The 20,826-nt window shown below is 58.6% G+C and carries 20 protein-coding genes; 15 read left to right on the forward strand and 5 right to left on the reverse strand.

Features of this window, described 5'->3' with window-relative positions:
- The first annotated feature begins 73 nt into the window (after positions 1–73).
- Together U6G28_06045 and U6G28_06050 are read left to right on the forward strand one after the other, a co-directional pair.
- A complete protein-coding gene (locus U6G28_06045; protein ID WRS29096.1) occupies positions 74–1,090 on the forward strand; it encodes an ADP/ATP-dependent (S)-NAD(P)H-hydrate dehydratase in 1,017 nt (338 codons plus the stop codon).
- A gap of 129 nt (positions 1,091–1,219) precedes the next feature.
- Positions 1,220–2,218: a GRP family sugar transporter gene (locus U6G28_06050; protein ID WRS29097.1), complete on the forward strand. Its 999-nt coding sequence runs from the start codon at positions 1,220–1,222 to the stop codon at positions 2,216–2,218.
- Between the two features lie 124 nt (positions 2,219–2,342).
- Here U6G28_06050 and pgl read toward each other — a convergent pair whose 3' ends face one another.
- The 4 genes from pgl to gndA are packed head-to-tail and all read right to left on the reverse strand — an operon-like array spanning position 2,343 to position 7,005.
- Positions 2,343–3,092: a 6-phosphogluconolactonase gene (gene pgl, locus U6G28_06055; GenBank protein ID WRS29098.1), complete on the reverse strand. Its 750-nt coding sequence runs from the start codon at positions 3,090–3,092 to the stop codon at positions 2,343–2,345.
- Between the two features lie 18 nt (positions 3,093–3,110).
- Positions 3,111–4,028 carry a glucose-6-phosphate dehydrogenase assembly protein OpcA gene (locus tag U6G28_06060; protein WRS29099.1) on the reverse strand — a complete coding sequence of 306 codons (918 nt, stop codon included), beginning with the start codon at positions 4,026–4,028 and terminating at the stop codon, positions 3,111–3,113.
- A complete protein-coding gene (zwf, locus tag U6G28_06065) occupies positions 4,025–5,566 on the reverse strand; it encodes a glucose-6-phosphate dehydrogenase (GenBank protein ID WRS29100.1) in 1,542 nt (513 codons plus the stop codon). The genes U6G28_06060 and zwf overlap by 4 nt, the downstream gene beginning before the upstream one ends.
- Complete coding sequence (gndA, locus tag U6G28_06070) at positions 5,563–7,005, reverse strand: NADP-dependent phosphogluconate dehydrogenase (protein ID WRS29101.1); 1,443 nt, start codon at positions 7,003–7,005, stop codon at positions 5,563–5,565. The genes zwf and gndA overlap by 4 nt, the downstream gene beginning before the upstream one ends.
- Positions 7,006–7,580: 575 nt before the next feature.
- Here gndA and tdh point away from each other — a divergent pair.
- The 5 genes from tdh to tsaB all read left to right on the forward strand — a co-directional run bounded on the left by tdh (position 7,581) and on the right by tsaB (position 12,916).
- Positions 7,581–8,636, forward strand: a complete 1,056-nt coding sequence (gene tdh / locus U6G28_06075; GenBank protein ID WRS29102.1) for an L-threonine 3-dehydrogenase — start codon at positions 7,581–7,583, stop codon at positions 8,634–8,636.
- Between the two features lies 1 nt (position 8,637).
- On the forward strand, positions 8,638–9,831 hold the full coding sequence (locus tag U6G28_06080) for a glycine C-acetyltransferase (GenBank protein ID WRS29103.1): 1,194 nt from the start codon (positions 8,638–8,640) through the stop codon (positions 9,829–9,831).
- A gap of 451 nt (positions 9,832–10,282) precedes the next feature.
- On the forward strand, positions 10,283–11,506 hold the full coding sequence (gene alr, locus U6G28_06085) for an alanine racemase (GenBank protein WRS29104.1): 1,224 nt from the start codon (positions 10,283–10,285) through the stop codon (positions 11,504–11,506).
- Positions 11,503–12,000, forward strand: a complete 498-nt coding sequence (gene tsaE / locus U6G28_06090) for a tRNA (adenosine(37)-N6)-threonylcarbamoyltransferase complex ATPase subunit type 1 TsaE (GenBank protein ID WRS29105.1) — start codon at positions 11,503–11,505, stop codon at positions 11,998–12,000. The genes alr and tsaE overlap by 4 nt, the downstream gene beginning before the upstream one ends.
- Positions 12,001–12,115: 115 nt before the next feature.
- Positions 12,116–12,916 carry a tRNA (adenosine(37)-N6)-threonylcarbamoyltransferase complex dimerization subunit type 1 TsaB gene (gene tsaB / locus U6G28_06095; GenBank protein WRS29106.1) on the forward strand — a complete coding sequence of 267 codons (801 nt, stop codon included), beginning with the start codon at positions 12,116–12,118 and terminating at the stop codon, positions 12,914–12,916.
- A gap of 218 nt (positions 12,917–13,134) precedes the next feature.
- On the opposite strand, the gene U6G28_06100 is transcribed toward tsaB, so the two are convergent.
- Positions 13,135–13,746: a type II toxin-antitoxin system PemK/MazF family toxin gene (locus U6G28_06100; protein ID WRS29107.1), complete on the reverse strand. Its 612-nt coding sequence runs from the start codon at positions 13,744–13,746 to the stop codon at positions 13,135–13,137.
- Positions 13,747–13,878: 132 nt separating this feature from the next.
- Here U6G28_06100 and U6G28_06105 point away from each other — a divergent pair, with 132 nt between their 5' ends.
- The 8 genes from U6G28_06105 (at position 13,879) to tsaD (ending at position 20,728) form a co-directional block, all read left to right on the forward strand.
- Positions 13,879–14,361 carry a GNAT family N-acetyltransferase gene (locus U6G28_06105; protein WRS29108.1) on the forward strand — a complete coding sequence of 161 codons (483 nt, stop codon included), beginning with the start codon at positions 13,879–13,881 and terminating at the stop codon, positions 14,359–14,361.
- A 185-nt stretch (positions 14,362–14,546) separates the two neighbouring features.
- The gene (locus U6G28_06110; protein ID WRS29109.1) at positions 14,547–14,783 is read left to right on the forward strand and encodes a type II toxin-antitoxin system prevent-host-death family antitoxin; all 237 of its coding nucleotides are present in this window, start codon (positions 14,547–14,549) and stop codon (positions 14,781–14,783) included.
- Complete coding sequence (locus U6G28_06115; GenBank protein WRS29110.1) at positions 14,780–15,154, forward strand: type II toxin-antitoxin system VapC family toxin; 375 nt, start codon at positions 14,780–14,782, stop codon at positions 15,152–15,154. The genes U6G28_06110 and U6G28_06115 overlap by 4 nt, the downstream gene beginning before the upstream one ends.
- Complete coding sequence (gene rimI / locus U6G28_06120) at positions 15,147–15,614, forward strand: ribosomal protein S18-alanine N-acetyltransferase (protein WRS29111.1); 468 nt, start codon at positions 15,147–15,149, stop codon at positions 15,612–15,614. Before U6G28_06115 ends, rimI begins: the two co-directional genes overlap by 8 nt.
- Positions 15,615–15,935: 321 nt before the next feature.
- Entirely contained in the window at positions 15,936–16,637 is a 702-nt protein-coding gene (locus tag U6G28_06125; protein ID WRS29112.1) for a succinate dehydrogenase cytochrome b subunit, read from the forward strand.
- 19 nt (positions 16,638–16,656) lie between these two features.
- Positions 16,657–18,642: a fumarate reductase/succinate dehydrogenase flavoprotein subunit gene (locus tag U6G28_06130; GenBank protein ID WRS29113.1), complete on the forward strand. Its 1,986-nt coding sequence runs from the start codon at positions 16,657–16,659 to the stop codon at positions 18,640–18,642.
- Positions 18,639–19,382: a succinate dehydrogenase/fumarate reductase iron-sulfur subunit gene (locus U6G28_06135; protein ID WRS29114.1), complete on the forward strand. Its 744-nt coding sequence runs from the start codon at positions 18,639–18,641 to the stop codon at positions 19,380–19,382. The genes U6G28_06130 and U6G28_06135 overlap by 4 nt, the downstream gene beginning before the upstream one ends.
- 299 nt (positions 19,383–19,681) lie before the next feature.
- The gene (tsaD, locus tag U6G28_06140; GenBank protein ID WRS29115.1) at positions 19,682–20,728 is read left to right on the forward strand and encodes a tRNA (adenosine(37)-N6)-threonylcarbamoyltransferase complex transferase subunit TsaD; all 1,047 of its coding nucleotides are present in this window, start codon (positions 19,682–19,684) and stop codon (positions 20,726–20,728) included.
- Positions 20,729–20,826 lie beyond the last annotated feature (98 nt).

A 20,826-nucleotide genomic window follows, 5' to 3' on the forward strand; every position in this document is an offset into this window, starting at 1 on the left:
TAGGCTCAACTGAGAACACTCCATGATTATCTATCAAGCCTTAGGCTTAAGTGAGCAGATCAAGGGGGAGTGAATGTCACAGGGGACCCGATACGGAGCCTTGGCGAAGGCCCAGGACCATGGACACAGGTCCGAGGTTGGCTTTGACAGGGCAGTCCAAATCTCGACTGACTGGGTTTCGCGACGTCTCACAACCCCCACCTCGGCCGACAATAAGTACACGCGGGGTGCGGTCCTTGTCGCCACCGGTTCGCCGACGTATCCGGGAGCCGCGGTCCTCGGTTGCCTCGGAGCGGCCAAGACGGGATCCGGGTACGTTCGTTACCTTGGACCAACTCGGTGCGAGGACCTAGTTTTGGCCAGACTTCCCGAGGCCGTGATGGGTGGAGGTCGCTGCGATGCGGCTGTTATCGGTAGCGGTTGGGATGCTTCGATGGCTTCGATTGTGGACACGGTCGCGAGGGACTGTGGGCAGAATCGGACACCTCTGGTGGTGGATGCCGGGGCGCTCACGGGGGCTCGAGAGTGGGCTGAGGGTGGTGCCCCGGTGGTCGCTACTCCTCATCCCGGTGAAGCCGTTTCATTAATGAGGCAACTGATACCGGATCGTGTCCTGTCCAGAGAACAGGTCGAAGAAAGTCCGGCGCACGTCTCAGCGCTCCTTGCTAGAGCGCTGGGAGCAGTCGTCGTTGTCAAGGCAGCGAAGACCGCCGTTGCGGACCCAAGAGGCCCTGTTTATGTCTTTACGGCACCCGCGGGTTGGGGTGCAGTTGCCGGGGCAGGGGATGTCTTGGCTGGAGTAATCGCTACATGTCTGGCAGCAAGGTCGGGTGATTTGGAGCAATCGACAGAGACAAAAGTGCAACTGTCCGAAGGTAGCGCCAGTCTCCTGCGCTCCTCGGCTTTGGGTGAGGCGGTGGCGGTAGGCGTCGGGATCCATGGCCTCGCTGCGGGCTTCGCCTCCGGAGTATTGGACGGGGAACTTGGTTCTAGTGGGACGCAGGGCCATCCAATCCTGGCGACAGATATCGCCGAAGCAATCCCAGTGACAATCGGCGTACTGCTTTCGCGGGCTCACGGTTCACTGTGACGCGCGCTGTTTCCTAATTAGTCAGCCATTCTGGATTGGATAGGCGCGGCCTACTTTCGAGGCAGTATCCTGAATCTTCGTCGGTTGACATACTTCTTCCACTGAAGAGAACAACGAAATCGAGGTCCCTTGTCCCTTCTTCTCGCGCTCTCACCATCGATTCTCTGGGGATTCATGGGAATACTCCTGATGAAGTTCGGGGGAAACAGTCGGCAGCAGACAATGGGACAGATTCTCGGCGGATTGATTGTTGGAGTCCTCTTCGCAGTGTTCTTTGGAACCAACCCGAGCCTGACCGACAACATGGTCGCTTTCGTTTCGGGATTGATCATGTCCACAGGAATCCTGTTCCAGATGAAGGCGTACCACAACATCGGTGTCTCGCGGGTGATGCCGTTAACGACCGGTTTGCAGCTACTTGGCTTTGCATTAGTTGGTGTCCTTGGATTTGGAGAATGGCTCGGCACTCCTGCGCTTCCAGTTGGGATCACGGGGGTGGTGGCCATTACGGCCGGGGTCTTGCTCACTGCCTGGACCGAGAAGCAAGACACGGTTTCTCCAGTTCCTGTTCCGGTGATCGAACCGGGTGAGAGCGGCGAGCTTGGGTATGCTCCAGCCGACCGAACCGCAACGGTAGACACGGACAGTGGTTCGGCACCAACTTCGACCCAACTCCGAGCGGGGATCATCCAGACACTGCTGTGCACCGCCTTCTATATTGCCGCGCCACTTCCGATCCGGGTCTTCGACGTCGATCCGGTAACCACGTTCCTCCCGCAATCCCTCGGCTGGGTCGTGATGGGAATACTCGTAACCTTCCCTTTGGTTGCAGGGGACCGTGGGGCCAAGGACGATCGCTTCAGTAAGTACACCCTGCGGGCCATGATCCCAGGGGCCATGTGGGCGCTGGGTGTCGTGGTCATGCAGTTCTCCCAGGCAACGGTTGGCGTGGCGATTGGGTTTTCACTGTCGCAGATGGGAGTTGTCATCTCGACTTTCGGAGGGATTTGGCTACTCGGGGAAACAAGGACGAAGAGAGAAATGCAGGTCATAACACTCGGCGTTGTCTGCCTAGTGATCGGCGCACTACTGCTGGGCCTTGCTAAATCACTAGACGTCCCGATCTAGCCGCAGAGCCAACCGTGCGCTTGTCACGGCAGTCTCTTGCTCGTGACTCGTTCGACGGCATGGAGCGCTCACGTTGTGTCCCGGTGTCGGCACACGCGAAGAGTGCGTTCCCTACGAGTCGGCCCTACCACAGCTTCTGAGAAGCGGCCTCGTCGACTACCCAGAGGGTCTCTTCTGCCCCGTGTACGTGTCCTGCCGGAGTTTGCTCGACAGGCGACCCTGACCAGGCGGAAGCCACCGCTGCGGCCTTGTCGGCTCCTGCCACCACTAGCCAAACGTTGCGCGCGTTGTTGATGGCGTCGAAAGTCAACGAGACCCGCTGGGGTGGGGGCTTCGGGGCATCGTGCACCCCCACGGCCGCCCCGCTGGCACCAAGCGCAGAGTTCCCCGGGAACAGCGATGCGATATGTCCGTCTGGGCCGACCCCCAACAGAAGTATGTCGAACGAGGGGACTGCCTCACCCTCGTTCGCAAACTTTGCTAACTCAGTGGCATACTCTCTGGCGGCGTCCTCGGGCGTTTCGATTCCTGATTCACCAGGGCGAGGGACGTAGTGCACGTTCACTGCGGGCAACGCGTCGCCGAGTCCATTGATGAGCGCCTCGCGCGCCTGCGTCTCGTTCCGTTCGGGATCGCCCTCAGGCAAGAAACGTTCGTCCCCCCACCAGAGGTGGACCCCGCTCCAGTCAATTGCGCTCGCGGTCGCGCTGGTGGCGAGCTGTTCCAATGTCTTGATACCAACAGTGCCGCCGGTCAAAACCAGATGGACCGGGGCCATTCGCGACTGTCGGTCGATCACCTCGCTCGCCAGCTGCGCTGCTACTGCCGCTGCGACGGTATCGGCGTCCGGGTGGATAACGATTCTTGTACTCACGGAGTTGCCCCTGCCTGCCTATCTGCCCTCGACAAGCGAGAGTCCTTCCCGAAGGACATCCCCATAGACCTCGTCTGAGTCCAATCGGCGCAGGTCCTCCGCCAGCGCGTCCCCCAACGAGCGCATTGGTAGCGAGATGCGCTGTGCGGGCTGCCCGGGCAGATTGAAGGATGCCACGTTTCCGTCGGGCCTTGAAAGGACTATCGTTCCACTCGCGCGTTCCAAACGAACCTCTGTCAGCCCCGGCACACCCTTTATCAGTTCCATATCAACCGGACATTCGAGGCGCAGCGCGAGCCAACCCGCGAGCAGATCGATCGACGGATGACCCTCCTCGCCCGCGACGGTTGCCCGAAGGACGGGTTCGAACGGGGGTTGGTCCAGTGTTGCCGCTATTCGGCTACGCCACAGCGTTGTTCTAGTCCACGCCAGATCGGTGTCCCCCGGGACATAGGCGTCCCGAAGGGTAAGAAGTAGGTCGATGCCCCGAGGGTCTGACCGACTGTCGGTAATACGGCGCTGTCCCAGCTTGCCGACGGGGTCTTCAGAGGGATCAGTCGGCGCTTCATGCGGCCAGTAGATGACCACCGGAGCGTCAGGGAGAAGCAGCGGTAGCACAAGGGTATCCAGGTGCTGCGAGAGTTCCTCGCTGTGGCGGAGCACAATGACCTCACTAGCACCCGCATCACGACCAAGACGTAGCTCTGCATTCAGCTTTCCGTCGGTATCGGGCTCATGGGACAGGACGATGACACGGCACGGGTGCTCGTGGCTTGCCGCATTGGCAGCCTCAATAGCAGGCTCAATGTCGCAGTCACCGGCATCGATCACCAGAGTAAGCACCCTCGAAAGTGCAACTGCGCCACCCTGTTCGCGCACCGTAACCAGGCGGCGGTTGATCTGGGAAACTGTGGTGTCAGGCAGTTCGATAATCAAGGTCGCCTCCAGGCTCGTCCGTCAGCCTCCAGCATTGCGTCGGCTGATGGTGGTCCCCAAGTCCCGGAGCGATACACCTCGGGGGCTCCGCCTTCGGCCCAGTGTTCCGTGACCGGGTCCAGTATTTTCCACGAGAGTTCCACTTCACGCGGACGAGGGAATAGTGGCGGGTCGCCCAGCAGCACGTCCAGGATTAGTCGTTCGTACGCCTCGGGCGAAGCCTCAGTAAAAGCGTGTCCGTATCCAAAGTCCATGGTCACCTCACGCACTTCCATCGCACTGCCAGGGACCTTGGCGTTGACTTGGAGACTGGCGCCCTCGTCCGGCTGGATACGGATTACCAGGGCATTCCTCCCAGGTTCACGACTGCCGGTAGTAGAGAAGGGGAGAGGGGGAGCCTCCCTGAAGACCACCGCGATCTCAGTTACGCGGCGGGCCAGTCGTTTTCCGGTCCTTAGGTAGAAGGGGACCCCGGCCCATCGTCTGGTCTGGATATCAACACGGATCGCGGCATAGGTGTCGGTGGTGGAACCGGAGTCGAACCCACCCTCGTCCACGTAACCGACAACCTCTTCACCTCCGAGCCATCCTGGGCCGTACTGGCCGCGGACCGCGTAGGTGTCAAGGTCGTCAGGGACGCGTGCGGCGGAGAGAATCTTCATCTTCTCAGCAGCGAGGTCGTCTGCGTCAAAGCTGACCGGCTCTTCCATTGCGGTAAGCGCCAGTAGCTGCAGCAGGTGATTCTGGATGACGTCCCGCGCAGCGCCAATACCGTCGTAGTAGCCGGCGCGACCCTCGACGCCGATGTCCTCGGCCATCGTGATCTGGACGTGATCGACGTACTTGGACTTCCAGAGCGGCTCAAAAAGCTGATTCGAGAAACGGAGCGCCAATATGTTCTGAACGGTTTCTTTGCCGAGGTAGTGGTCGATTCGGAATACCGAGTCCGGCTTGAAAACGGCCTCGACAACGGCGTTGAGTTCCTTGGCAGACTCAAGGTCGTGACCAAACGGTTTCTCAATGACGACGCGCCGCCACGAGTCATCCTCGGACTTCGAAAGACCGGAGCGGGCCAGTTGCTCACAAACTTGCGGGAATGCTGCCGGGGGAACTGAAAGATAGAAGGCAAAATTGCCGCGCGTTCCCCGGGAGGCGTCGAGTTCCTCCGTTACCTCACGCAGGCGGTCAAAGGCATCGTCGTCATCGAAGGTCCCCTGGACAAAACGGATGCCTCCGACCAGCTGCTTCCATGTAGCCTCATTGAAGTCAGTTCGCGAGTGCTGTTCGACGCAGGCGCGGACCTCTTCTGCGAAGCGCGCGTCGTCCCAGTCGCGACGACCAAAGCCGACCAGAGCAAAGCCGGGAGAGAGCAGGCCGCGGTTTGTTAGGTCGTATACGGCGGGAAGTACCTTCTTGCGTGCTAAATCGCCTGTGACACCGAAGATGACAAGACCGGCTGGCCCTGCGATGCGGGCGAGGCGTCGATCCCGTTTGTCCCGTAGCGGGTTGTTGGTGGCGGTGACTTCAGCGGGGCTCATAGGGCGGTTTCGGATCGATCACTGGACCACTCCGTGTGGAAGGAACCGGGACGGTCGACCCGCCGGTAGGTATGTGCACCGAATAAGTCGCGTTGTGCCTGGATCAGATTAGCGGGAAGGCGCTCGGCGCGGACACCATCGTAGTAGGCGAGGGACGACGAGAAGGCTGGTGTTGGTACGCCGTGAAGTGCTGCCTGGGAGACGATGGAGCGCCAGGCTTTGAGGCCCGCGGCGACTGCACCCGCGAAGTACTCATCTGAGAGCAACAGAGGTAATTCGGGATTCCGGTCGTACGCTTCAGTGATCCGGTTCAGGAATCGGGCGCGAATGATGCATCCTCCGCGCCAGATACGTGCCATCGCGCCGCGGTCGATGTTCCAGTCGTACTGTTCGGAGGCAGCAGCAATCTGGTCAAAGCCTTGCGAATAGGCGACGATCTTCGAAGCATAGAGCGCCAGGCGGACGTTCTCGATGAACGCCTCTCGATTCTCGATGTGCCACGGCTCTCCCTCTGCGGGAAGCGTGGCACGAGCCGCTTCGCGTTGAGGAATGGAACCCGAGAGGGCGCGGGCGAAAGTGGCTTCTCCGATTCCGGTAATGGGAACCCCGAGGTCGAGTGCGCTCTGAACAGTCCACCGGCCGGTGCCCTTTTGCTCGGCTTGATCAAGGATCATGTCGACGAGGGGCTTACCGGTTTCGGTATCTACTTGGCCGAGTACCTCCGCGGTAATCTCGATGAGAAAGGACTCAAGGTCGCCCTTGTTCCACTCGGCGAAGATTTCGGCAATCTCGGGTGCCTTGGCACCCAACCCCTGCCTGAGTAAGTCGTACGCCTCTGCGATCAGTTGCATGTCGGCATACTCGATACCGTTGTGAACCATTTTGACGAAGTGGCCAGCGCCGTTCGGGCCGACGTAGGTGCAACACGGCACGCCGTCGACCTTGGCCGAGATGTCTTCGAGTATCGGTCCGAGCGTTTGGTAAGACTGCTTGGTTCCGCCAGGCATGATCGAGGGGCCGAGAAGGGCGCCCTCTTCCCCTCCCGAGACGCCTGTGCCAACAAAGTGAATTCCCTTCTCAGCCAATGCCTTCTCGCGGCGAATGGTATCCGGGAAGTGGGAGTTGCCCGCATCGACAATAATGTCGCCGGGTGCAAGCAAGGGAACCAGTTCTTCGATTACTGCATCGGTTGCGGGTCCGGCCTGAACCATCGAGATGATAGTGCGCGGTTCCTGAAGGGAATCAACGAACTCGGCCATAGTTTTCGAGGGGACAAAGTCGCCCTCGTCCCCGTGATCCGCAATCAGCGACTCGGTACGGGCGTAGGTGCGGTTGTGAACTGCGGTCTTGTAGCCGTGGCGGGCGATGTTGCGTGCCAGATTTCGACCCATGACTGCCAGTCCGGTAACTCCGATTTGGGCCTTTTCTTGTTCGCTCATGCACCTGATCTTTCGAGTCGTCGATTGGCGGTGTACTCGAAGAATTCTACGCGCGGAAGGCCGGGAGTTCCCAGTCGATCAGAGGTTGGGATGGGTCTAAGGTCCTAGATGGTGTTGGCGAGTGCGCAGAGCAGGTGAAGCAGTCGTACGAGTGATCAACCACCAAAGAGCGCTTTCTGGCTTGGGTATCCCAGTTGGTTGGGTGTATCAGACAAGTCTGAGTACCTTCTGTCGTGGGTAGCTATTGATGTGGATATCTGCCGGTGTGGCCTACGGGCTTTGTCTGGTCCGTGCACTTTGATCGAGTGTCGGCCGATGTGGCCGGTTTGTTCCCCTGGAACCGCGATGTCTCGGTTTGGGGTGGGCCACAGGGGCGGATATTCAGTTTGGGCGAGGCAGTTGCGGGCGCTTCTGGTGCGAGTGTCGGCCGATGTGGCCGGTTTGTTCCCCTGGAACCGCAATGTCTCGGTTTGGGGCGGCCCGCAGGGGCGGATATTCCGCGTGAGTATCGCGCGAGGGGACCTTCTCCACGGCAGCCTTCACGACGGCGCCTTCTCCCACGGTAGCCTTGTCGTGTGCGAGCGCTTCGAAAACTTACGGCCGCCCCCGGCCTCGACCTGGTTGAAATCCCCGAGCCCGAACCGGCTTTCGGCGAAGTAAAGATTCGCGTGGCCGCGACCGGTCTGTGCGGGACGGACCTACATCTCTACCGATTTGACGGAGGTGCGCCGGGTTCCCTCAACCCACCCCAGACTCTGGGACACGAGTTCTCCGGAACCATCGTCCAGCTTGGGGAAGGAGTGCCACACGGCGACGCTCCGGGTGATCTTAGGGTCGGCCAGCACGTGTCGGTTGAGGGTCATGTGGTCTGCGGTCGCTGTCGCAACTGCCGCGCCGGGCGGAAGCATATGTGCGTTCGGGCTGAAGGCATAGGCGTAAACCGTGATGGCGCCTTTGCTGACTATGTGGTTGTCCCTGCTTCGAATGTCTGGGTGCAACCAGACCTAGTGGATGCTGAACTGGGCGCGCTCTTTGATCCATTTGGGAACGCAGTCCACGTGTGCCAGCAGGCAGAACTAACCGGCCAGGATGTGCTTATCACGGGTGCCGGACCAATTGGCGTTATGTGTGTAGCTCTCGCAAAGCATGCCGGTGCGCGTCACGTTGTGATCACGGACCTGAGCGAAAATCGCCTTGAACTGGCTCGCAAGGCCGGAGCTGATGCCGCCATTAGGCCCGGGATGGGTGCACTTCAAGCAACAATGAACGAATTGGGAATTGTCGAGGGCTTCGACGTCGGCCTGGAGATGTCTGGCTCAGCCTCGGCAATGCAAGACCTTATCGACCACTGCACCCACGGTGCGACACTGGTTCTCTTGGGACTACCCGCAAGGCCATTTCCTATCGATTGGAACAAGGTCATTACGTCGATGCTTACGATCAAGGGCGTGTACGGCAGGGAAATGTATGACACCTGGTACCTGGCAACCTACATGGTGGAATCCTCACCCGAACTGCGTGATGCCCTGCACCTGGTAGTAACGAACAGGTTCGAGCCCGAAAACTGGCAGGAAGCCTTCGATGTCCTCGCATCCGGCGAATCCGGCAAAGTCATAATCAACTGGGAGTGACGTGTACACAATCCGCGAGAAACTACAGACAGAACTGAGCTCTATTGAAGAGGCGGGTCTCTACAAGAACGAACGCGAGATACTGGGTCCCCAGGGCCCAACCGTCCAGACCACATCTGGTGCGGCACTCAACTTCTGTGCAAATAACTACCTGGGGCTCGCCGATGATCCGCGCTTGGTCGAGGCAGCGCACAAAGCCTTGGACGAGTGGGGCTATGGGCTTTCGTCTGTGCGCTTCATTTGCGGAACTCAGGAACAGCACCGCGAACTGGAACGCGAACTCGGCGACTACCTACATATGGATGACGTCATCCTCTTTTCGAGCTGCTTCGATGCGAACGGCGGTATTTTTGAGGCGTTGCTGGGGTCGGACGACGCGATTGTCTCGGACGCACTCAATCACGCCTCGCTCATTGATGGGATCAGACTCTGCAAAGCCAATCGCTACCGTTACGCAAATCGGGACATGGAAGACCTTCGTAAGCAGTTGACCGCGGCGCGCGAGGCAGGAGCGCAGCAGATAGTCATTGTCACCGACGGTGTTTTCTCGATGGATGGCTCTCACGCCCCTCTTCCCGAGATATGCGATTTGGCCGATGAGTTCGAGGCCATGGTTATGGTTGACGACTCTCACGCCACCGGGTTCGTTGGCCCCGAGGGGCGCGGCACTCCGGCGGTGATGGGGGTCGAGGATCGCGTTGACATTCTCACCGGCACCTTCGGCAAAGCACTCGGCGGTGCTTCTGGTGGTTACGTCGCTTCGCACCAGGAGGTCGTGGATATTCTGCGTCAGCGAGCTAGGCCGTACCTGTTTTCAAATACTCTCGCCCCCTCAATCGTGGGTGGGACCCGGGAGGCAATACGGATCGCTAAGGGCGCCGACGAACAGCGAGATCACCTAAGTGCGATGGCGTCCCTCTTCCGCTCCCTTATGGACGAGGCCGGATTCGAACTACTTCCGGGGAGTCACCCCATTGTCGCGGTCATGTTCCCAGGCGAGGACGGAGCGCGCGTAGCAACCGAGGTTGCCCGCTTCATGCTGGAAGACGGCGTCTACGTGACAGCCTTCAGCTTCCCGGTGGTTCCCAAAGGGAAGGCGCGAATCCGGGTTCAGCTTTCTGCGGCACACTCGGAAGAGGATGTGCGTTCCTGCGTCGCCGCGTTCAAAGCGGCCCGAGACAAAGCTGCCGGTTAGTTTTTCATACCGGAAGTGCCAGCACGGAACTTTTGTCTGCCGGTGGGGCGCACTGGTTTTTATGCTGTTGGTAGCTCAGGCGAGTATTTGCCAGTGTGGTCGGTTCGCCGTTCGGGAATCGCATGATTTGGTCGCGAGGGTGACCACTGTGGCAGATACTCTGAGGCCGAGTCTGGGACAACATCGGCAGATGGTGGTAACTGCCGGCTGTGTCATAGCAGTGTGAGGAGATGCCGCAAGATTCACGGCCATGTTGCGTTACCGCGTGTCACCCACGGTGCGTTACCAGGCCACTCATGGTGCGTTACCAGGCCAGGGGTCTTCGCCTTATGGTAATTCTCGGAACTCGAGAGTGGCCAGTCTGCAACGTTCCGCGTACTTCAGGTAGATACTGCATGACTCAGTGATGGGGTTACCCACGGTTTTCTGTGGGTAAGGGGATAATAGGGGAGTGATTCCCTCTGGTACTGATCTATTTCCCGCTGAACTCGACGTAGACCTGGACGCGCTCGCAGCCAATGCTCACAAGCTAAAGGAGTATGCGGGAGAGGCCGAACTACTGGCAGTGGTAAAGGCCAACGGATACGGCTTCGGTAGGTACGAAGTCGCGAGTCGTCTGTGGCACGAGGGTGTGCACTGGTTTGGTGTCTCAAAGCTCCCCGAAGCACTGGCGTTGCGCAAGCATTTCACCTCTTCAGACATCCCGCCAGAACAGGCGCGAATACTGACATGGCTTGAAACGCCAACAACGGCCTGGGTTGATGCGGTTGAGTCAGACATTGACGTCTCGGTCTCTGATCGTCGCCAGCTAGGCCAGGTAGTCAGCGCGGTCAGGTCCCTCCGCTCCCGTGGCGTCTCCCAGGATGCGGCGCGCGTCCATCTCAAGATCGACGTGGGAATGGGCCGCGGCGGTGCGACACTTGACGACCTCCCCGAACTGGCCAGGGCAGTCCGCGATGCAACTCGAGCGAACGAGGTTGAACTAGTTGGTTTTTGGTCGCACCTCTCATGTGCAGATGATCCGGAGGGAGCCGGAGCTGAGGTCACACAGCGACAAATAGAGGTGTACCAGCAGGGACTTGAGGTTCTGGCTCTGCTTGGTCTCGAACCTGAAATTCGACACCTCGCTGCGACATCTGGAACTATTTGGCATCCCGGAGCTCATTTTGACATGGTGCGCCCCGGAATCGGACTCTACGGTTACTCCCCATCGGTGGAAGTTGCCTCGTCCAAGGAACTGGGACTGCGACCCGTTGGCGTTCTGCGTACGCCGATCATTCAGGTGAAGCGGGTCGACCCCGGGCATACGGTTTCATACGGAGCCACCTGGACCTCCCCCGATCGACACTGGATCGGATTACTTCCTATCGGATATGCCGATGGGATTCCCCGTCAGATCTCAAATCAGGCGGATTTCTTGATTGAGACACAAGATGAGCGGATTCCAACCAGAATCCTTGGGCGGGTTTGTATGGACCAGATGGTCATTGACCTGGGCGCGGGCGAGGAGCCGACTGCCGTAGTTGGCGATTCTGTAATCTTGTTCGGTGACCCCGTTAGGGGCGAGCCGAGCGCGGATAACTGGGCCGATCTTGCCGAAACCATCAATTACGAAATAATCTCGCGCCTCCCTGAACACATTGATCGAAGGTATCACCCGGGAGTTGCAGAGTGACAAATATACAGTTTGAGGTGGCGAGCGCCGAGCAAACTCGCGATCTTGGAGAGCGCGTCGGATCGTTGCTTTGTGGCGGGGATGTACTGCTACTTATCGGAGACCTTGGGGCCGGAAAGACCACGTTTGTGCAGGGCTTGGCGCGCGGGCTGGGAGTTGTCGGCAACGTTACTTCGCCGACATACATAATTGCGCGAGTTCATGAATCGCGCGGGGACGGCCCTGCGCTGATCCACGCCGATGCCTATCGGGTAAGTGACGAGCTTGATCTGGAGACGATTGACCTTGACGCCACAGTCGAGGATTCGGTAACGGTGGTCGAGTGGGGCAGAGGTCGGGCAGAGGCCCTGCAGGACGAACGTTTGGAGATCGAGTTCGATTTTGAAGGCGGCTCCGACGAGGCGTTCGATGCCATAGACGAGCCCCGCGTCATTAGGCTCAAGCCAATCGGTGAGAATTGGGTGGCCCGGCTCAAGGAAGTCGATATCGCGTGAACCCTCTCATCATATTTGACCGAAAATGCAGCATCAGAGAAAGAACGATGATGCCCTGCTTGACTAGTGGTCCGAGGGAAACGCCCGTGAGATTTGTAGTAGAGGGAGAACCGAGATGAGGACTCTGTGTATTGACACGTCGGGACCGGCGGTGATCTCGCTCGTCGATGGACAGACGATCTTGGCGGAGGCCGTGGAGCCCAATGCGAGACGGCACGCCGAGTCGCTGGGACTTCTTCTGGGTGAGATCCTGGAAGCCCTCGACCTGCAGGATCTACCAGGCGCTGGAATTGATCGGGTGTGTGTCGGCGTTGGTCCCGGACCGTTCACCGGGCTTCGGGCTGGCATCATTTTTGCCTCGACTCTGGGCCGGGGTTTAGGAGTTCCAGTCCTGGGCGTTGGTTCGCTTGAAGCACTCGCACGTCAGGCGATCGACGAAGTCGAGGTTTCAGAGCAGACCTTGCGCATAGGCTCGTCGGAGACCCCCGCTCTTTCAGAGTCCGATCAGGTCGCGCTGCCAGCTAGCGAAAACTTGCGCGTCTTGGTTGTGACGGACGCAAAACGTCACGAAATCTACTGGGCGATTTACGGTGCCAAGGGCGCAGACGACGTTCAGTCTATTGAAGGACCGAATGTGGGTCCGGCAACTGAGGCGCTTACGAATGCGATTGATAGAGGAGTCAAGGCGATCGCCGGACCGCGGGCAACCCTGGAGTCTTTGCGAGAAGTGCTTGAGGAAAACTCGGCAGAGGGAGCGAGGCTTGGGGAAACTGTCCTGGTTCCACTGGACGTTAATCCCGCAGTGTTTCCTCGGATAGTTGATACGAGGGCGGATGACGAGTTTCCCCTCACCCCGCTCTATCTACGCAGGCCGGACATTCATGGTCAACCGACCATACTGATGCCTCCCAATTAACGCCGCTCCGATTAATGCCACTGCGTCCGCGCCAGTGCTGACTTGTCCCGACCGTGGAGGGGTTGTGCCCTGATCGGAGTGCAGTGAACCAGAAGCATTAGCTGCCATTTGGCGTGTCTAGGTTTGGTTTGAATTACCGTTTCCAGGTTTTGTGGCGTAGGTCTTCCCAGCTGATAGCGGTTGCCATTGGGTATGCCCACAGTGACGGTATCGCCCAATTAGTGGTGATAGACCTCGACCGCAGTGACTGCTGCGTTGAAACGTTCCTCAGAGACTATCGCTCCTTCGCGCCGAACGCCGTCATTGCTTACTTGGAGAACGCGCTCAGGGTTGAGATAGCTCGGGCGCCCCTTTGAGTCCCACTTGCCGGTCCCCATCGGAACGAATCCGTCGTGATTCTTCGTGGACAGATAGCAGGCCGCGAGCGAAGAGTTGTTGATTCGTGCAATGAGTAGCACCGGGCGGTCCTTCCCTCGTCCGTCATTCTCGACGTAGGGAACCCAGGTCCAAACGACCTCGCCAGGATCGGGCTGGTGGTCGTTTTCCGGTTCATAACTGTAGTTGAGTTTGCGGATCTCCGAGGCGGTCATCTCCCGGGTAGCTCCACGCCCCGCCTGGCCGGGACTTACGTCGCCGCCCGGGGCATTGACAAGACCGGCCGTTGCAGCTTCCCTGCGGGATTTGGATCCCGTGGCGGAGCTCTTCTTCGAATTGTTTCGTCCAACCTGGATACCGAAGATCGCAAGGACGACAACGATCACAGCTTGAAGCCACGGTGGGAGAGTAGCGCTAACTGCCTCGTACAGCTGAGCAATTGCGTTACTGTCCATCGGGACCCCATCTGTCTGCCGATATGTCGCGGAGGCTGAAGCCGCTCTTAGAAGTGTATCGATATGTATTCGTCAGCGGAGCGCCCGCGACACGAAGAACATGGACCGCGCAAGCATCGCTATTCTTTATCCTTGGTTGACACAGGAGGAGATGAGTTGCGGATTCAAGCTGAGAGCCCTCGGGTCGCGGACGTGCGGGCGCTAATAGAGGTCCACGTCCAGGAGTCTGCTCAGGCCTCGGAGGTCTCGTTCGCTCTTGAAACCGAGGATCTTGACTCACCTGATATCACTTTCTTGACAGCGCGTTCGGACGAGGGGGAGCTGATCGGGATGGCGGCGCTGAAGGACCATCACGATGGCACAGGTGAACTCAAATCAATGCGTGCCGCACAGAGGGTGCGAGGTAACGGAACCGGGTCGGCATTGCTTGAGTGCGTTATTGAGTTGGCGCGTGAGAAGGGAATGGAACAGCTCAACCTCGAAACCGGGGTTGAGGATTTCTTCGCGCCGGCAAGGCGTCTCTATGAGAAACGCGGCTTCGTTCTCCGAGGACCATTCGCGGATTACAAGGGTGAACCAGGAAGCCTCTATTACGGCCTGGCTCTCGAAATATAGCTGTGGAGAACCTCGCTGATCGAGAGTTCTCCGTTGCACCTAAAGACGGTGGATATGCACAGACCCAGACCGGCGGGGGTGCGTGAGGGGCTTCCGGAACCCAGTTTTGACCCGACTTGTGAATCTCTCGGGTTTGCTTGAGAGGATTGCTTGACCAAGTTGGTCAAGCGGCTTAGCGTGGGGGTATGGAGTCCAGGATGGTGAACGTGTATGAGGCGAAGACACACCTGTCTAAATTGCTCGATCTCGCCGCAAAGGGGAGCGAAACAATAATCGCCAAGTCCGGGAAACCGGTGGCCAAGCTGGTTCCGTATCGAGAAGATCGGATTAAGACACTGGGTCTACTAAAGGGCAGGATTTGGATCGCCGATGACTTCGATGAGTTCGCAGCGCAGGACGATCTTGACTGGTATAGCGAATGAACTTGCTGCTGGACACCCACATCCTGCTTTGGGCGCTGAATGATGACTCTCGACTGTCTGAAGCCCATCGAGACTTGATTGTTGACCCTAGAACTCGGGTTTTCTACTCAAGTGTTTCGATCGCTGAGATCTCAATCAAGGCGGCTCTTGGGAAACTTGATGCCCCAGAAGGCATGGCGGATTACGCTCGCCAAAGCGGCATGGAGTCGCTCGGCTTCGTCGATGAACACGCCGAAGAACTCCGTTACCTTCCATGGCACCACAGAGACCCTTTCGACCGGATGTTGGTAGCGCAAGCAAAGGTGGAAGAGCTGGCCTTTGCCACCGTTGATCCGCGGTTCGCAGAGTACGAGGGTATTCGGATTGTCTAGGGGGATCAGTCGAGTCGAGCGAGAGATAAGACCCCTTATAAGAGGTGACGTTAACTCTCTTCTGAGGTTGGAGCGCCAGATTTTCGACGCGGATGCTTGGTCGAAAGAGCTACTGGCCGATGAAATCGACTCGCCTTGGGCCACCTACCTTGGAGTGTTTGAAGGGGAGAGCCTCATCGCCTACGGCGGGATCAAGGGCGACCTCGAGGGAGACATAATGACCATTGGGGTGCTTCCAGACAAGCGCGGTGCAGGGACCGGGCGTTGGTTGCTTCGCGCGCTAATCGCGATGGCACGAACCCGGGGAATGAACGCGCTATTCCTAGAAGTTCGCGCCTCGAACGAAGTCGCGCGCAAGCTGTATGGGAGTGAAGGGTTTGAGGAGTTGGCGAGGATTCCCTCGTACTATCGCCACCCAACGGAGGACGCGGTGACTATGCGCCTAAGACTGGGAACCTAATCCCCGGTCTTTCATCTCGCGGGGCTTATTCCCCACCGTATCTGTCGCGGGAAGGCAGCAGGACGCGCGGTCAACGATGAGGGCAGTTTCTCCCGCGAAACCATTTACGAAAACGATGATGTTTCCTAAACCCGGATCATTGGCCGTGATACGCGCTCTTTTGCCACTGTCCGATTACTGGTGAGGCCGGACACAGCGATACTTTAAAGATGGCGTGATTGTGCGGGAACCGATGGGTGAAGGAGCCCGATATCTCGGTTCGAATGGGAGGTTGGAATAAGGTCCCACTAAGTACAGCGGGTGCACAGATACTGTTGCTTCATGGCCAACAACACTGTCGCAACGAAGAAGCGGCGCGCATGGACCACGGGCGTGTTTGTAAAACAGCTCATGGCGGTCTCAGGGCTGTTCTTCGTTTTCTTCCTACTGTTCCACTCGTACGGGAACCTCAAGATGTTCTTGGGGCCCGAAGCGTACAACGATTACGCCCACTGGTTGCACGAAGACGCGTTTGTCCCGATCTTCCCCCACGGTGGATTCCTCCTCGTCTTCCGCCTAGTAATGATCGTGCTTATCCTGGTGCACATCCTCGCGGCCGCGCACGTGTGGGTGAAGTCCAAGAAAGCGCGTAAGACGCAGTACGCGGTGAAGAAGAGCGCGGTCGACGCTTACGCGGCGCGCACCATGCGCGTTACCGGCGTCGTGCTGATCTTTGGCATCGTCTTCCACATCCTGCACTTCACCACAGCGACGATCCAGACCGGATTCACTGGTGCCGACACCCCTTATGACAAGATGGTCAACTCTTTCCAGAGTCCTTGGGTCTTCTTGGCGTACCTGATCTTTGTTGGAGTTGTCGCCTCGCACGTAGGGCACGGTTTCTGGTCGGCCTTCCAGACCCTGGGCTGGGTTCGTGGGAACACACGGACCTTCATGCTCTGGCTCTCCGGCATTTTGGCCGCTGTCATTTTCGTGATGTTCATGATTACACCGCTTTGCATTTTGCTCGGTGTAATCCAGTAGGGCGGATAGGGGATTACTAATGGCTAATAAAGATACAGATCTTGTGGACGGCCTCTTCCGCATCGGCGACGACATCGAGGACCACAAGGCTCCGATGAACGTTCCGCTGAAGGACCGGTGGAAGACCCGTAAGAACGAGGTAAAGCTGGTCAACCCGGCGAACAGGCGCAAGCTACGCATAATCGTTGTTGGTACGGGCCTCGCTGGTGGTGCCGCCGCCGCGTCACTCGGCGAGCAGGGATACAACGTCGACGCGTTCTTTTACCAGGACTCGGCACGGCGCGCCCACTCAATCGCGGCGCAGGGCGGAATCAACGCCGCTAAGGACTACAAGAACGATAACGATTCGGTCTACAGACTGTTCTACGACACCGTCAAGGGCGGCGACTACAGGGCGCGCGAGAACAATGTGTACCGCCTGGCCGAGGTCTCACCAAACATCATCGACCAGTGTGTGGCACAGGGAGTTCCGTTCGCGCGTGAGTACGGCGGATACCTTGACAACCGTTCCTTTGGTGGTGTTCAGGTCGAGCGCACGTTCTACGCTCGCGGCCAAACTGGCCAGCAGCTGCTGATTGGTGCCTACCAAGCGCTAGAGCGCCAGGTAACCAAGGGCACGGTGACGGAACACAGCCGCCACGAAATGCTGGACATCATCATGGACGAGGGGCGAGCAGTTGGCATCGTCGCTCGTGACATGGTTACTGGCGAAGTTGAGAGCTTCCTGGCTGACGCTGTCATCCTCGCTACCGGCGGCTACGGCAACGTCTTCTTCCTGTCTACGAACGCAATGGGCTGCAACGCGACGGCGATCTGGCGCGCACACCGTAAGGGTGCCTACTTCGCCAACCCCGCCTTCACACAGATTCACCCGACCTGTATTCCACAGCACGGTGACCAGCAGTCGAAGCTCACCCTCATGTCTGAGTCGCTTCGTAACGACGGACGTATCTGGGTGCCGAAGAAGGTCGAGGATTGCGAAAAGGATCCTCGTGACATTCCGGAGGAAGACCGTGACTACTACCTTGAGCGGATTTACCCGGCGTTCGGCAACCTGGTTCCTCGTGACATCGCTTCACGGCAGGCGAAGAACATGTGCGATGCCGGACTCGGTGTTGGACCGAAGGTCGGCGGCGAGCGCCGCGGGGTCTACCTGGACTTCGCTGAGGCAATTGATCGGCTCGGGAAGCCCGCTGTGTCCGCCAAGTACGGCAACCTCTTTGACATGTACCAGCGGATCACCGGTGAAGATCCGTATGAGGTGCCGATGCGGATCTACCCCGCCGTTCACTACACCATGGGCGGCCTGTGGGTTGACTACGATCTAGAGTCCAATGTCCCGGGTCTGTACGTGGCGGGAGAGGCAAACTTCTCCGATCACGGCGCGAACCGACTTGGTGCATCTGCTCTGATGCAGGGACTGGCGGACGGCTACTTCGTCCTGCCGGACACCATCTGTAACTATTTGGCTGATGCGCTGAACCGACCTCACCTCGATCAAAACTCGCCGTCGGTTGTTGAGGCACGTGAGACCGTTCAGTCACAGATTGACCGACTCATGTCGATCAACGGCTCGCGCAGCGCTGACTCCTTCCACAAGGAGTTGGGTAACATCATGTGGGAGTACTGCGGTATGGCTCGCACGGAGGAGGGGCTGAAGAAGGCGATTGGCCTCATCCGCGAACTCCGCAAGGAATTCTGGACGAACCTGAGGGTTCCGGGCGACCCCGACACGCTCAACCAGTCCCTTGAGAAGGCAGGTCGAGTTGCCGACTTCATGGAACTCGGGGAACTCATGTGTATCGACGCGCTGAACCGCAGGGAGTCTTGCGGCGGTCACTTCCGACTCGAGTCGCAGACGCCCGAGGGCGAGGCCCTGCGAAACGACGAGGACTATCTCTACGTTTCCGCGTGGGAGTGGACCGGTGAGGGTAACCCGCCGATCCTCCACAAGGAACCGCTCGTTTATCAGAACATCGAACTCAAGCAGCGGAGCTACAAGTGAACCTAAAACTAAGAATCTGGCGCCAAGACGGCCCCAAGGACAAGGGTGCGCTGCATGAGTACGAGGTGCGGGGCGTGTCTGAGGACTCCTCGTTCCTTGAAATGCTGGACATCCTGAATGAGGAACTGTTCGCACGAGGGGAGGAGCCGATTGCATTCGACTCCGACTGCCGCGAAGGAATCTGCGGTCAGTGCGGCATCGTTATCGACGGTATCGCCAACGGTCCGGAACGTACTACGACGTGTCAGTTGCACATGCGCACGTTCCACGATGGCGACACGATCACGATCGAACCATGGCGTGCGACGGCGTTCCCCGTTATTAAGGACCTGGTCGTAAACAGGTCGGCATTCGACCGGATCATTCGCGCGGGCGGATACATCTCGGTCAACACAGGGGCTGCTCCGGACGCAAACGTCGTCCTGGTTCCAAAGCCTGATGCTGACACAGCGTTCAACGCCGCGGCATGCATCGGCTGTGGATCGTGTGTCGCAGCGTGTCCTAACGCCTCGGCAATGCTGTTCACTGCGGCTAAGGTGACCCACTTGGGTCTGTTGCCGCAGGGCCAGCCCGAGAACAAGTCTCGCGTTGTGAACATGCTGAACCAGATGGACGCTGAGGGCTTTGGTGGCTGCACCAACATTGGTGAATGTGCTGCGGTTTGCCCGAAGGAAATTCCGTTGGACGTCATTGCTACGCTCAACCGTCAGCTTGGAAAGGCGCTGTTCGCGGGAGTCTAGGCAAGCCTGATCGAACACAAAGGCGGTGCTGAGGGGAACCTCGGTACCGCCTTTTTCGAGACTCTTGCATGGGGTGACGATACGACCGGAATCCGGGGTGTCGTCGATGATTCGCTTGTTGACGCCCCCGATTTCGGTCGCCAGACCTAATCCTTTTGGGTTGTCAATCAGACAGGAAGCCGATACGCCATAAAATGATCACCAACCCAACAGTCTTGATTGCTGACCCGAGGGGAAACGGGCCTCGGCACCGATAGAACTGACTCGGAGCCGACGGTGAGAGGTTCTATGCTTGGTTCGTGAGTTCTGAAGCTTTGATCCTTGGTATCGAGTCCACCTGCGATGAGACCGGAGTTGCCCTCGTTAGAGGCATAGATTTGTTGGGTGAGGCCGTCGCAACTTCGATGGATGAGCATGTTAGGTACGGCGGGATCATTCCCGAGATTGCATCGAGGGCTCATCTTGAGAGCTTCCTTCCGACCCTTGACCTAGCGCTGGAACGCGCGGGCCTCGAACTCAACGATGTTGATGTCATCGCCTGCGCCGCCGGTCCTGGTCTGGTCGGTTCTCTCACCGTAGGAATTACTGCCGCTAAGGGGCTGTCTCTTTCCCTTGGATTACCCCTCTACGGCGTCAACCATGTCATCGGGCATCTTGCCATTGACGCACTTGAACACGGTCCCCTTCCGGATCGGTTTATCGGCTTGGTTGCTTCGGGCGGACACTCTAACCTGCTGCTCATCAACAACATCGCGACCGACATTATCGAGCTTGGTGGAACCCTAGACGATGCGGCGGGCGAGGCATTCGACAAAGTGGGCCGACTTCTTGGCCTGCCCTATCCCGGCGGCCCACATGTCGACCGCTTGGCCCGCGAAGGTGACAGGGATGCCATATTGTTCCCGCGTGGTCTCGCCGCCGGTAAGGACAAAGAGCGGCACCGATACGACTTCTCATTCTCGGGTCTGAAGACTGCTGTCAATCGTTACCTGAAGGCAAATCCTAGTGCGAATTTCGCCGACATCGCTGCTGGGTTCAGTGAGTCGGTTAATGACTCGCTGACTGCCAAGGCCGTTGCAGCGGCGGTTGCTAACGATTGTGAGTGGATTGTCGTTGGAGGTGGTTTTGCTGCGAACTCAAGGTTGAGGGAGCTACTCGATGAACGGGCGACGGCGGCTGGTGTTGGGGTTCGAATCCCTCCGATGAGACTCTGTACGGATAACGGGGCACAGATTGCCGCTATCGGAGCACAGATTGTCGCCGCCGGACTTCCTCCTTCTCCTAGCGATTTCGGACCTAGGTCGAGCATGTCTTTGGAGCAGCCGTACCTGGCTCCGAGCGAATAGAAGGTCGGGACGTTGCTGGCTGAGTATCTACCGGTGCGGCCGGGGGCTTCCCGTGTCACCTGCGTGTTTGCCGGGCGGAAGTGCCACTCCGGCGGATA

The organism is Actinomycetaceae bacterium MB13-C1-2 (assembly GCA_035621235.1).
Taxonomy (GTDB): domain Bacteria; phylum Actinomycetota; class Actinomycetes; order Actinomycetales; family Actinomycetaceae; genus Scrofimicrobium.

Coding starts and splice junctions, on each gene's coding strand:
- U6G28_06045 (WRS29096.1), top strand. CDS start 74: ATGTCACAGGGGACCCGATACGGAGCCTTGGCGAAGGCCCAGGACCAT.
- zwf (WRS29100.1), bottom strand. CDS start 5,566: ATGAGCCCCGCTGAAGTCACCGCCACCAACAACCCGCTACGGGACAAA.
- gndA (WRS29101.1), bottom strand. CDS start 7,005: ATGAGCGAACAAGAAAAGGCCCAAATCGGAGTTACCGGACTGGCAGTC.
- tsaB (WRS29106.1), top strand. CDS start 12,116: ATGAGGACTCTGTGTATTGACACGTCGGGACCGGCGGTGATCTCGCTC.
- U6G28_06100 (WRS29107.1), bottom strand. CDS start 13,746: ATGGACAGTAACGCAATTGCTCAGCTGTACGAGGCAGTTAGCGCTACT.
- U6G28_06110 (WRS29109.1), top strand. CDS start 14,547: ATGGAGTCCAGGATGGTGAACGTGTATGAGGCGAAGACACACCTGTCT.
- U6G28_06115 (WRS29110.1), top strand. CDS start 14,780: ATGAACTTGCTGCTGGACACCCACATCCTGCTTTGGGCGCTGAATGAT.
- U6G28_06125 (WRS29112.1), top strand. CDS start 15,936: ATGGCCAACAACACTGTCGCAACGAAGAAGCGGCGCGCATGGACCACG.
- U6G28_06130 (WRS29113.1), top strand. CDS start 16,657: ATGGCTAATAAAGATACAGATCTTGTGGACGGCCTCTTCCGCATCGGC.